This window comes from Mesorhizobium sp. LNJC394B00, from assembly GCF_000502555.1.
GTDB lineage: Bacteria > Pseudomonadota > Alphaproteobacteria > Rhizobiales > Rhizobiaceae > Mesorhizobium.
On record NZ_AYWH01000009.1, the window covers coordinates 155,696 to 168,317 of the forward strand.

Below are 12,622 nucleotides of genomic sequence, written 5' to 3' on the forward strand. Positions count from 1 at the left end.
GGTCTATTTCGCCTTGGCCTTGCTTTTCGAGCCGCCCTTGCCGATGACGGACGCAGCGAGCGACGCGGCGCCCCTGGCTGTCGCCGCCACCGCACCAGCGGCGACATTGGCGGTCGCCTTGACCGTGCGCATGGCCCCGCCGGCCATCGAGCCGCGGCTTGCCGGCTTCTTGGGTTTGGCGGTTTTCGCCGCCACCTTCGCCGTCGCGACCGGTTCTACCTTCTTTGGCGCCGCTTTGCCGAAAGCCGGCTTTGCGTCCTTGGACCGCTCGGCGATCGCCGGGCCGGCGCCTGCCTTGGCCTGCGTGGCCTTTGCCTGCCTGGCTTTGGGTTGAGCGGTCTTGCTCTTGGCGGGTGTTTTTGCCTTGGTTGCCATCTGACGGTTCCCTCACGGCGGCACGATTGCCGATGAGAGATAACGACCTGAAAGTCTTAAGGTTCCCGTTCCGAAGTCCAGCGAACTATGCGGGATCGCCAACAACCAGGTCGGCGGACCTGCGACGGCCGAGCACGCGATCGATGTTGGGCATGTCGTTGGAAGCGATCCAGGCGCGGGCGTCTTCGTCGGAGCGGCCATGCTCGTGCCAGCGCACCAGAAGGCGGCGCTCGAGTTCGGCCCGCGGCACATCGACAAAGATGGTGAAGTCGAACAGCGGCGCCAGCCGCGACCACGGCTCCTCGTCGAGCAGGAGGTAATTGCCTTCGACCAGGATGAACTTGGTCTCGGCGGCAACGATGGAGGCGGCGGCGCGCGACAATTCCATGCTGCGGTCGAACACCGGAATGGCGATGTCTGGCTCGCCCGAACGGATGCGCTTCAACAGCGTCTCGAAGCCGGCGAAGTCGAAAGTCTCCGGCGCGCCCTTTCTTGACCGCAGGCCGCGCTGGTCGAGCACGATGTCGTCATAGTGGAAGCCGTCCATCGGCACGACTTCAGCCGCGCCCTCCGGCAACAGATCATGCAGGCCGGCCGAGAGCGTCGACTTGCCGGCGCCGGGCGGGCCGGCAATGGCGACGATGAAGCGTTTCGCCTTGCCGGCGCGCTTGAAGATGGTGGCGGCGAGGTGGGCGATTTCGGACATTGGGCGCTTCCAGTTATGCTTTGCATCTTGTCGGCAGTTCGAGGAAATTTCAAACCGCGATTTGGGCAATCTCACGACATCCGCCACGTCAGCGCTGCCCCTCGTCGCCCTGCCGGTGTCCAGCCGACAGATGGGTAACACTTCTCCTCCCAATGCGTCCGCCGCAGCGCCAAGCAGATTGGTTGGCGCGGCGATGCGGCGGACAAGCTCCATGTGCCGTGTGTCGAGGATGCCGGCAGGCAGGTGAGGGGCAGGGCCAGCGTTCGAAAATCAGCCGGGCTGGCCGATCCGCAGGAAATCGCTGTCGAACCTGACATCGCGGGTCGAACCATCGGCTCCGGTGAGACGCATGTGACCTGAGGCTGGCCCGATATCGCGCGGCGGCTCGCCGCTCGTGAGCGGCAGCGTGCCGATGACATGGCGGAAGGAGACTTCGCCGCCGAGGGTAAAAGCGGTCGCGACCCCTTCGCGCTTCAGCCAATTGTCGCCGATCGATGCGGCATGGCCGATGGCGGCGCGGCCGTCCTCGATGCCGAGCACGCCGCGATGGCGGCTGCTCCACGGCGCGTAGTCGCGGCCGCCATTGCTGAACCACAGCATGGTGACCGGCAGCTCCGCCGGGTTCTTCAGCACCAGCACCAGATCCTGTTCGGCCCGGCGCGCCAGCGCCGTCCAGCCCGGACCGCCATGATCGGCTTCGACCAGGGTGATGAAATCCTCGCGCTCATCCTCCATGCGGTAGTCGGTGAGATCGAGCGTGCCGCCGCCAGTGGCTGGAAAGCGCGTCAGATCGGTCGAGCGGGCGGGATAGGAAAGCTTGAAGCGGCCGCGGGCCGGATCGGGCTCCAGCGGTGCGCCCAGTGTCCCGGCAAAGCGCTTCGGCGAAAAGGCGAGCCGGCCGCCATCGCGCATCGCCGCCATCGGATGGTGGGCGGCGGAGACAGCGCCGGAACCGCCGGAAAAGACATGCTCCTGATAGAGGAAGGGATGACTGTTGCGGAGCGTGAAGATCTTGTCGACCGTCGCGCCCATCACCGTGCGGCGCAACCGGAAGACGGCCCGCCAGCCGTCGGATGTCGCTTCGCTGGCCGTGACATCCCAGGCGCTGTTGGCCGGCCAGCCATGCAGCGGTGCGGCCTCGATGTCGCTGGCCGAAAACGGTGCGCATAGGAAATCGCCAGACAGCCGCACCGTGCCTTCAGGCAGGTCCGGCGGCAGCGTCTCGCCGGCATCGATCCAGGGCGCGCGGTGCAGCGGCTTCAGCTGGCGGCCATCGCTGTCGACCGTCATGTCGGCGATATGGCCGACAGTGAGATCGAGCGTGACCGAAATGCCCTTTGCCTTGATCGTGACCGTATCCATCCGCGCACCTGCTGATTCCGATGGCAGCGAACAAACCCGCTCCGCGACGGATGCGCAAGCACAGCGACCGGCATTTTGCATCAGGGCGATTTTTACCCTCCCCCATGTGGGGAGGGTCGGCGAGCGCTCGACGCGAAGCGGAGATTGTTCGACGGGGCGGGGGTAGCGCCCTACAAGGACCCCCACCCCGATCCGCTACGCGGATCGACCCTCCCCACGAGGGGGAGGGTGGACGCCTACTGCCGTTTGTACTCCCGGACCGGCGACTTGGTGCCGTCGGTGTAGGTGACCTGCACCGCCATTGATGTCACGTTGTCGGCGACCTTGAAGTAAGGCTGGTAGTCATAAGGAATGGCGTAGGGGTCCTTCTTGTCGCAAGGCGGCAGCTTGATCTCCTTGTCGAGCGCCGTGCCGTTCAGGCTGTAGCGCACCTCCTTGATGCCGCAGCGGAATGACAGCATCTGGGAGAAATAGACCAGGCCGTGATTGCCGCTGGCGTCGAAGGCGATCCACGACGTCCAGAACTGGTCGAGGATCTGTTTGTTGCCCTGTTGCAGCGCCGCGTCCGGATCGAAACTTATGTCGAACGGCCCGGTCTCGCGGCCCCTGAGATCGAGATATTTGACCCCGATGGTGGTGGCCGTGGTGCTGTCGGGCAATTCGAAGCTCGGATTGGGCATCGGCTTGCCGGTGCGCTGGTCGTTCATCGCCATCAGCCCGGTGTCGGTGAACGGACCTGACACACCCATGCGCCAGGAAATGCCGGTCGCGGCCTCAGGCAGCGAGATGGAGATCGTCCAGCCGGCATTGGAGCGCATCGGCGTCAGCGTCGGGGCAAAGCGTGCTGGGTCGAGCACGTCGCCAAGCGCCGTCAGGCGGGTACGGCTGCGGTCGAGCCAGTCGGCGAGCTGCGTCTGGTCGACGAAATATTTGAGCAGCCCGCCTTCCTTTTCATAGGAGACGAACCTGGTCAGCGCCTCGGCCTCGCTGCGCTTGTCGGACAGCGACTGGACGCCGAGGCGATCCTCGGAAAACTCCTGCGCGAGCAGGTAATAGGCCGGTGCGAAATCCGGATTGGCCGCGATGAAGGCGTTGAGCTTGTCGAGACGTTGGGCATCGTCGAACTGCAGGATATGGACCAGCTTGATCGACAGCGCCTTGGCCTTGTCGGCCAGGGCGCCGAACACTTCGCGGGCGCCGGCCTTGCCGTCCTGCACGCGCAGCAGGGTGGCGAAGCGTGTGTAGGGATCGACGGCGTCGACGTCGAAACCGGCGAAAGCGAGATAGGAGCGCCGCGCATTCAGCATGTCGCCGGAAAGCTCGTAGACGCGGGCATTGTGATAGAATTCGTCCGGCCGCTTCGGCCCGGCGATCGTCCCGCCCTGCGCGGCCAATGCGGCAAAGCCCTTGGCGATGGTGTCGATCGAGGCGGCGATCTGCTCGGTGGTCGCCTGAAGCTTATCCGCCTGCTCGGCCTGTTTCTGCTGGCCGGCAGCGAGCGTTTCGGTCGTCTGCTTGACCGCCTCTACCGACTTTTGCGTCTGCGCGCCCTGCTCAGCCTGCTGCTGCTGGGTCGACGCAATTTCCTCGGTCTTCTTCGCCACCGCGTCGGTCGATTGCTTGACCTGGTCGACCGCCAGCTTCGTCTCGGTTACCGTTTGCTCGATCCTGGCCACCCTGGCCGAGACGATGCCCATCTGCTGCTGCAACTGGGCGATGGCCGGCACCAGGCCGGCGATCACACCGTTCTGCGAATTGGTCTGCTGCTGCAGGCCATAGACGCCGCCGGCGACGGCGGCAGCGCTGGTGGCAAAGATCAGCGCCGGCAGCGCCTTGGCGGCCAGCACCAGCCGCAGAACGATGGCAATGGCGATGATGGCGGCGGCAACCGAAGCGACCAGCGCGATATAGGCGGCGAACGGCGCCAGCGGATTGAGGATGTCGGAAGCAGCGCCGCCGATGAAAGCGACGCTGCCGGCCCATTTGCCGGTGCGGCTGAGCGAAGCCCTGATAAGAGTTGGCGCAGCCGCGCCGATGTCACCGGTCATTGTCAAATCCCCAAGCAATTGCCGCCTCTATAGCAGCACCGCGACCCCGCAGGCAAAACAGGACAGGAAGCAGGCGATTTCGGGGCGGGTGGGCGGATGTCGAGGTTGCCGTTTCAGCGCCGATGGTTGGCGAAGCCGAAGCGACATCTGATCTCCCCCCTTGCGGGGGAGATTGGCAGCGTCATCGGCAGCTCCGCCGTTAACCAAATGGACGAACACAATGGGTTAGGCTAGGTTCCGGCCCTCTCAGCAACGCCGGACTTGCCTTGCCAAACTTCCATTTCCCCTCCCTCAAACAAAAATTCGTCGCGGCCTTGCTGCTGCTCGTCTTCGTTGCCGGCTGCAGCACCACCGCGCCGCCCGACAGCGTGCTGGCGGTGCCGGCGCCGCAGGAGAAATATGCCGCCATCGTAATCGATGCCGGCAGTGGCAAGACGCTGTTCGAGGTCAGTTCGAGGGCGCAACGCTATCCGGCGTCGCTGACCAAGATGATGACGCTCTACCTGCTGTTCGAGGCGCTGGAGACCGGCCGCGTCTCGAAGGAAACCCGGATCCCGGTCTCCGAGAATGCCGCCCGGCAGCCGCCGACCAAATTGCGCTTCAAGCGCGGCGAGAGCATCGATGTCGATTCGGCGATCCGGGCGATCGTGGTCAAGTCGGCCAATGACGTGGCGGTGGCGGTGGGCGAATATCTCGGCGGCTCGGAGAACCAGTTCGCCGCCATGATGACCTCGAAGGCGCGCCAGATCGGCATGAGCAGCACCGTCTTCCGCAACGCATCGGGCCTGCCCGACGATGGCCAGCACACATCGGCGCGCGACATGGCGACGCTGGGGATGGCGCTGCGCGCCCGCTTCCCGCAGCAGTTCCACTATTTCTCCGAAAGCGACTTCATGTTCCGCGGTCGGCTGGTGCGCGGCCACAACGACATGCTCGGCCGGGTGCGCGGCGTCGACGGCATCAAGACCGGCTATATCAGGGCATCCGGTTACAATATCGTCACGTCCTACAATGCCGACGGCCGGCATCTGATCGTGGTGGTGATGGGCGCCGACAGCGCCCGTCAGCGCAACGACCATGTCGAAGCGCTGATCCAGCGCAGTCTTTCGCCGACGCTGGCCGATACCAAGACGCGGCTGATGTTTGCGGGAGACCAGCCGGCAGCATCGCCGCTTCCCGGCCTGCCGCCGCCTGGTTTGCCGGCGCAGTGGTCGCAGTTGCCTGGTTTACCGCCGCAATAGAACCCGTTGTTGGGTGGAGGAACTCTGAAACGCCGGCGGGACAGCACCCCCCTCTGGCCTGCCAGCCATCTCCCCCTCAAGTGGGGAGATTAGCAGCTTCGGCGTCTCGCCTCTTTTTCGTGTTTGGCGAAGCCATGGCGACATCTGATCTCCCCCCTTGAGGGGGAGATGTCCGGCAGGACAGAGGGGGGGGGTCGTGAAGGATCGCTGCCTCATCTTAACTCTGCAGCAGGCGCAACAGCACTTCGGCGGTCTGGTTGCCGAGCAGCAGGCGAGCGAGGCCCCGGGGGGCTGCGCCGCCACAGGCAATTGCAGCAGGCATTCATCACAAGCGCTTGCACAAGCCCCCAATCTTCACCGCCACAGTGGCTATGGCGTGCCGGCTTGGCGTATCGTGGGCGCGACAGCAGGAGCCGGCATCATGAGCCCAAAACCATCCGAACAGGCCGCCAATGAAAACGACAGCGGCGGCGAGTATTTCGAGGCGCCGACCGACCACGACGCCGAGCTGGTGGCCGACGAGGCGCTGGAAGCGCCCGATGTGCCGGACTCCGAACCTCATGGCCGCCTGAAGCCGAAGCGGAAACCATCGGCGATATCGGGCCGCAAATTCCGCAAGCGCGACCTGGTGCGCATCGACGACCTGCGGCCAAGCCTGGCCGACCGCATCCGCTCCGACCATCCCGACCTGCCGCGCGGCGCCCGCATCAGCCGCGAAGAGCTCGGCCGCTACCGCATGCGCTACATGGAGGAGTTGCTGCAGCAGGAGCATGGCGAATTCTCCGAGCTCGACCGCCAGGTGGTCGAATCGATCGCCAGGCAGGACACCATTTCGGAAAACTCGGAAGAGGAGTTCGAGGAGCACCGCTCGTTCGCCGACCGCGTCTCCGACAACATGGCGGCTTTCGGCGGCAGCTGGTGGTTCCTGATCTCGTTCGGCAGCGTGCTTGCGGTGTGGATCGGCATCAATTTGATCGCGGGCGTGAGCAGCGCCTTCGACCCCTACCCCTTCATCCTGCTCAACCTGCTGCTCTCCTGCATCGCCGCCATCCAGGCGCCGATCATCATGATGAGCCAGAGACGGACGGAGGCCAAGGACCGCCTGCGCTCCTTCAACGACTACCGGGTGAACCTGAAAGCCGAGCTGGAAGTGCGCCACCTGCACGAAAAGCTCGACTACCTGATCTCGCGCCAATGGACGCGGCTGGCCGAAATGCAGCAGATGCAGTTGGACGCGATGCACGAGCTGACGGGGGCGAAGAAGGCGAAGCGGGCGCCACGCAGGGTGCGCAGGCGGGTGGCGAAGGTGGAGGTGGCGGGGTGAGTCCCCGGCTGAGGCTGCAGGGCGGACGCGAACTTGCCAGGCCGCGCAAGGTGGCTTCGAAAATATCGCCACGCCAATTGCCCGTTGAAGCCCGGCGCGGCTTCCGCTAAGAAGCCGTGGCTGGCCGGCCTATCGGCTGGTTCGTTTTCAGGTTCCTTGAAGGCACCCGTAGCTCAGCTGGATAGAGCGCTGCCCTCCGAAGGCAGAGGTCACAGGTTCGAATCCTGTCGGGTGCGCCATTTTCGTTTGAATTTCAATGTATTAGATGGCCATAGGCGAAATGCTCTTGCGCAAGGCAATATGCCCGTAAGCAGTGGAGCGAGCTTTGGCCACTGGCTGACTGACGTCGACGGGTACAAGTGTGCGTTGGATTCATTGATTTTTGCGGAGGCGGCGCGCCCCATGATCCAAGGGAACGGTTGAGCGTTGCTCCTGGAGGCAGCACTCAAACCGTTCGGTTCGTGGTGGTTTTGACCGGTATGCGCCCAATGTCGGTCATTGAGCAAGCCATAGTTGCATCCGAAAGCGGACACTTCCGCCACCGGCCACCTTTGCGCTTACCGGCTATCCCAACGGAGCAACAGGCGGTTACGCTCGACGCCGCTCGGCGCCTCGGTAATCGACGCTCTTCAAAATTCAGACTGGACCCGGTGCCCCTACTGACGAAGCCAGTAGCACTAACGCCTTCCCGCCCTGGGCCGCGTTCGCTATGTCTGGCCGCGCCGTCCGCCTTGGATCCACCTGATGTGCCCAGGACAGCTTGTATGACCACAAGCTAATATGCTACCTTGCACAATGCGCGGATTGCTGGCACTTGGAATGCTGGTTTTGGCGGCTACGACAGCAGCCGCAGGTGAGCAGTTGTTCGACTCCATCGCCGCCGGCGACAAGGGTGCCGTGGAGCAAGCCCTGGCAGGCGGTGCCGACGTCGACAGCCGGGCGCGCGACCAGGCAACGCTGCTCATCGCTGCAGCGCTCGATAACCAGCCGGAAATCGCCGACTTCTTGCTGGCCAAGGGTGCCGACATCATGGCGCGTAACTCGGGCGGCTTTACCCCGCTTCATGCGGCGGCCTTCTCGGGCAGCCTGCCGATCGCCAAGCTGCTGCTGGAAAAAGGCGCGGTGCTCGACGATGCCGCCAACAAGGCGGGTGCTACGCCGTTGCTGGTGGCCGGCGAGGAAAACCACATTGAACTGGCCGAGTTCCTCATTGCGAAAGGTGCCAATGTGAACCATGCCGAGGGGCATGGCTACATGCCGATAACGCGCGCATTCTGGAAGGGCAACACGGATATCATACGACTTTTCAAACGCCATGGTGCTACCTGCCAAGCCAAAATTCTTGGCGAGGCGAACGCGGCGAAGTGCGCCGAGATCCACGATTAACGGAGGATACAGATGAGCACGATGATCAAGCCACGACTGGTTCGGAGTTTGGGGACGGCTGCCCTGGTCGCGGTAGCTGTGGTCGCCGGCGCGGGATCGGCATGTGCCGACGATTCGGTAAACACCGGCTATTTTGGTGGTGTGGCGATCATGGGCTACGACACGGTCGCTTACTTCACTGACGGCAAGGCCGTGAAGGGCTCCGAAGAGTTCACTTATGAATGGCTGGGGACACCTTGGCATTTCGCCAGCAAGAAACACCAGGAAATGTTCATGAGCGAACCGGTCAAGTACGCTCCTCAATATGGCGGGTACTGCGCCGGCGAAGTCGTGGGCGGGGGGGTCACGGTCAATGTCGATCCTGAGGCATTCAAGATTATCGACGGCAAGCTCTACCTGATCTACGACGTCGACAATGCGGATGATTTCGCCGCGCATGCAGCTGAAAATATCCCGAAAGCCGATGCCAACTGGCCGAAGGTCGCGGCCAATTTGGAACTCGATCACTATCATTGAGACGCGCGTGTGCGTCTACCGAACCACGGTGAAGTGAAACACCTTGCTTGTATTGGCATAGGAGTAGCTTTTGCCGGCTGCGTCGTTGCGTCTGTAGACGGGACCACAGTCGGGGCGACCGAACAGGTTCTCGCTCTGCTCGCACAACAGATCGCCATCGACGTAGACGGTCTCGGTGACTAGCCGCGTCGTAGAGCGGAAGGCCGCCTTGCCGTCGCTTCCAATCTGAAGGAAGGCTGGTTGGAGACCGGGTTCGATCTGGCCTTGCAGTGTATGGCCAATGACGAGGGACGCGATCTCGGCACCCTTTAACTGGTCCTGTTCGGCCGGGGTAAAGCCGAAGCGCCATTGGGGTAGGCCCGCCTGGCGCAGTGCGGCGACGAGTATCGCCAGATCCTGCGGATTCCGAAAATGTGCATGAGTCATCTCCCACCCAGCCAAAGAGTCCACGTAGCTGGACCCTGCTACGAGGCGGAGCCCCTCGGCGATTGCGGCTTTCGCATCCGGTAGGCGGCCGCCCCGGACATACGCCGCAGCGAGCGTAAACCGAAAGTTGCCAACCGTGGACGCATCGTCGCGTGTGTGCTCGAGAGTCTCGATCGCTTTCTCGACATTGCCCTGGAGCAGAAAAACCAGCCCAGCAGTTTCCCGGTTGATCGCTGAGAGGTCGGGGTCGAGCCTGAGCGCCGTCTCGACCGCAGTGGCTGCCTCGGCATGATTGCCGGCGTATAACTGAACATATCCAAGGGCTGCTTGCGCCTCTGCATCGCCCGGACCGATTGAAACAGCCTTCTTGGCAGAGGCAATCGCATCTTCGTAGCGGCGATTCACGACCTGCATGATCCCAAGAATAGCATAGGGCGACGAAAGGTCAGGGTCGAGTTCCAAAGCTCGGCTCGCCTTCTCATAGGCTCTCTTTCGTGCTGGCGCGCTCTGGATGACGTCGTTGAAGGCCTCCCGCCAGATATAGACTGTGGTGCGCGCGTCGGCCGCGAAGGCTTCGGCAAAGGCGGGGTCAAGCTCCTCCGCCTTGTCGTAGAGCGCAAGCGCCTCCCGCAGCCCGGCCTGCAGGACGCTGCGTGACGCCGTCTCGGCTTGTAGATAGTAATCATAGGCCTCGAGATTGCTCGTCGGCGGCCGCGCCATGCGCTCGCTTTCCGCTGCCGAAGGTTGCATGCCAAGCGCCTTGGCGATCTCGCCGCTCATCTCGTGCTGGACGGCAAACNTCGCTTTCCGCTGCCGAAGGTTGCATGCCAAGCGCCTTGGCGATCTCGCCGCTCATCTCGTGCTGGACGGCAAACACGCCGGCCATGCCACGGTCGAACCGGTTGGCCCACAGATTGTCGCCCGTTGCCGTATCGATGAGCTGGGCATTGAGGCGAATCTGCTCGCCCGTGCGGCGGACGCTCCCCTCGACAACGAAGCGGACGCGAAGGTCGCGCGCGACGTCCGCCAGCGCTGCAGGCTTGTTCTTGTAGGCGAACACCGAGTTGCGCGCGATGACGTCCAGACCGGACAGCTTGGTGAGGTCGGTGATCAGATCCTCGGTGATGCCGTCAGCGAAATAGTCCTGGCCTGGATCGCCGCCGAGGTTTGCAAACGGCAGCACGGCAACCGATGGCCGCGATGGCACTGAGAACTTCTGCCATGCGAAAATGCCGGCAATCGCGGCGATCGCCAAGGCGGCGGCGCCTGCCAGGATGATGACGCGCGAGCTCGGCCGGTGTGGCGCGGCCGTGACCTTTCCCGATGCTGCGGGATCCAGCAGCAATCGATAGGCGCGAACCGGATCGGCGATGTTCTTGAGGCGCTGCTCGCCAAGACTGGCAAAGCCGACATCAACCTTGTGAACGGCATGATCAAATGCGGTTCCGGAGATACATACACCCCCCGGCTCGGCCATAGCCTCGAGGCGCGCGGCGATGTTGACNGAACGGCATGATCAAATGCGGTTCCGGAGATACATACACCCCCCGGCTCGGCCATAGCCTCGAGGCGCGCGGCGATGTTGACGCCATCGCCGTAGATGTCATTTTCCTCTACGATGACATCACCGAGATTGACGCCGATGCGAAACCGGATGTGGCGGGGGTCGGAGGTGCCCGGGTCTCGGACAGCCATCCGGCGCTGAATCGCGGCAGCGCATTGGACGGCATCAACGACGCTGGCGAATTCGACCAGCGCCCCGTCTCCCATGAGCTTGATAATCCGACCGTGGAATTCCTTGATCGCGGGGTCGACCAGTTCTCGACGGCAACCCTTCAGTCGTTCGAGCGTGCCGACCTCATCCTCGCCCATGAGCGTGCTGTAGCCGACCACGTCGGCAGCAAGGATCGCGGTAAGCCTTCGCTCCATACCTGCCTGCGCCCTCCTTGGTCGATCAAGCGGCTTCGCGCAGCCTATTCTACTCCCGCATCGGACGCGAGTGTGTGCGTCCGTTATGACGCGCGTGTGCTTCTACTGAACAACCGTAAAGTGAAACACCTTGCTTGAGTTGACGAAGGAATAGCCGCCGCCTCCATCGTCGCGGCGTTTATAGACGGGTCCACAGTCGGGGCGCCCGAACATATTCTCGCTCAGCTCGCACAATAAGTCGCCATCGACACGGACGGTCTCGGTGACTAGCCGCGTCGTAGAGCGGAAGGCCGCCTTGCCGTCGCTTCCGATCTGAAGGAAGGCTGGTTGGAGACCGGGCTCAAGCTGACCCTGCAGAGTATGGCCCAGCACCAGCGAGGCGATCTCCTTGCCCTTCAAGCGGTTGTGCTCATCGCCGGTGAAACCGAACGGCCATTCGGGCAAGCCCGCCTGCTGCAACGCGTCGACGATGAGAGCCAAATCCTGCGGGTTACGATATTGGGCACCGTTGAGTCGGTATGCGGACAATGAATCGAAACCTGGTGTGGACATGGCACCTAGCCCCTCGGCCACTGCCGCCCTGGCATCCTGCAGGCGGCCGGCGCGGGCGTAGGCGGCACCAAGCGTGATCGTGAAATCTCCGACTGACGGCGCATCGTCGCGGGTGCGTTCGAGGGCCTCGATCGCCCTGTCGTTGCTCCCTTGAATTAGAAAGACCAGACCGGCAATTTGCCGGTTTACAGGTGAAAGGTTGGGATCGAGCCTGAGCGCCGTCTCGACCGCTTCGGCAGCCTCAGCATGACTGCCGGCGAACAGTTGCACGTATCCCAGGGCTATTTGCGTCTCAGCATCGCCGGGGCCGAGTGCGACGGCTCGCTCGACCGAAGCGATGGCTTCCTCGTAGCGGCGATCCACGACCTGCATGATCCCAAGAATAGCATAGGGCGACGAAAGGTCAGGGTCGAGTTGCAAAGCTCGGCTCGCCTTCTCATAGGCTCTCTTTCGTGCTGGCGCGCTCTGCATGATGTCATTGAACGATTCACGCCAGATATACACCGTCGTGCTTGCATCCGCCGCGAAGGCTTCCGCAAAAGCGGGGTCGAGCTGCTCGGCCTTGTCGTAGAGCGTGAGCGCCTCCCGCAGGCCGTCGCGCCGACCGGTCCGTGCTGTCTGCTCGGCACGAAGATAGAAGTCGTAGGCTTCGAGGTTTTCGGTCGGCGGCCGCGCCATGCGTTCGCTTTCCGCTGCCGAAGGTTGCATGCCAAGCGCCTTGGCGATCTCGCCGCTCATCTCGTGCTGGACGGCAAAC

At 63.3% G+C, this 12,622-nt stretch carries 9 protein-coding genes, 1 tRNA gene and 1 pseudogene; 5 read left to right on the forward strand and 6 right to left on the reverse strand.

The genetic code is table 11. The annotated features are described in order from the left end of the window. Nucleotides 1-3 precede the first annotated feature (3 nt). The 4 genes from X751_RS139470 to X751_RS139455 all read right to left on the reverse strand — a co-directional run bounded on the left by X751_RS139470 (nucleotide 4) and on the right by X751_RS139455 (nucleotide 4,491). On the reverse strand, nucleotides 4-375 hold the full coding sequence (locus X751_RS139470) for a hypothetical protein (protein WP_023671223.1): 372 nt from the start codon (nucleotides 373-375) through the stop codon (nucleotides 4-6). Nucleotides 376-460: 85 nt separating this feature from the next. Then, nucleotides 461-1,081 carry a nucleoside triphosphate hydrolase gene (locus X751_RS139465; RefSeq protein WP_023671222.1) on the reverse strand — a complete coding sequence of 207 codons (621 nt, stop codon included), beginning with the start codon at nucleotides 1,079-1,081 and terminating at the stop codon, nucleotides 461-463. A 270-nt stretch (nucleotides 1,082-1,351) separates the two neighbouring features. Continuing rightward, nucleotides 1,352-2,443 (reverse strand): hypothetical protein, encoded by a 1,092-nt coding sequence (locus tag X751_RS139460; protein WP_023693073.1) that lies wholly within the window; start codon nucleotides 2,441-2,443, stop codon nucleotides 1,352-1,354. A gap of 236 nt (nucleotides 2,444-2,679) precedes the next feature. Further along, nucleotides 2,680-4,491, reverse strand: coding sequence for a peptidase C14 (locus tag X751_RS139455; RefSeq protein WP_023693072.1), 1,812 nt, complete (start codon nucleotides 4,489-4,491; stop codon nucleotides 2,680-2,682). A gap of 266 nt (nucleotides 4,492-4,757) precedes the next feature. Between X751_RS139455 and X751_RS139450 the strand changes: the two genes are divergently transcribed. The 5 genes from X751_RS139450 (at nucleotide 4,758) to X751_RS139430 (ending at nucleotide 8,958) form a co-directional block, all read left to right on the forward strand. After that, the gene (locus X751_RS139450; RefSeq protein ID WP_023745875.1) at nucleotides 4,758-5,732 is read left to right on the forward strand and encodes a D-alanyl-D-alanine carboxypeptidase family protein; all 975 of its coding nucleotides are present in this window, start codon (nucleotides 4,758-4,760) and stop codon (nucleotides 5,730-5,732) included. A 421-nt stretch (nucleotides 5,733-6,153) separates the two neighbouring features. Further along, on the forward strand, nucleotides 6,154-7,056 hold the full coding sequence (locus X751_RS139445; protein WP_023745876.1) for a DUF1003 domain-containing protein: 903 nt from the start codon (nucleotides 6,154-6,156) through the stop codon (nucleotides 7,054-7,056). A gap of 162 nt (nucleotides 7,057-7,218) precedes the next feature. After that, nucleotides 7,219-7,295: transfer RNA gene (locus X751_RS139440), tRNA-Arg, on the forward strand. Nucleotides 7,296-7,851: 556 nt separating this feature from the next. After that, a complete protein-coding gene (locus tag X751_RS139435) occupies nucleotides 7,852-8,442 on the forward strand; it encodes an ankyrin repeat domain-containing protein (protein ID WP_023695862.1) in 591 nt (196 codons plus the stop codon). 12 nt (nucleotides 8,443-8,454) lie between these two features. Then, nucleotides 8,455-8,958, forward strand: coding sequence for a YHS domain-containing (seleno)protein (locus X751_RS139430; protein WP_023707420.1), 504 nt, complete (start codon nucleotides 8,455-8,457; stop codon nucleotides 8,956-8,958). Nucleotides 8,959-8,973: 15 nt separating this feature from the next. On the opposite strand, the pseudogene X751_RS01000000164160 reads toward X751_RS139430, so the two are convergent. Together X751_RS01000000164160 and X751_RS139425 are read right to left on the reverse strand one after the other, a co-directional pair. Next, a pseudogene (locus tag X751_RS01000000164160) lies at nucleotides 8,974-11,313 on the reverse strand (adenylate/guanylate cyclase domain-containing protein). Between the two features lie 102 nt (nucleotides 11,314-11,415). Further along, nucleotides 11,416-12,622: tetratricopeptide repeat protein (locus X751_RS139425; protein WP_023699418.1), on the reverse strand; the 1,207-nt coding region annotated here is incomplete at its 5' end.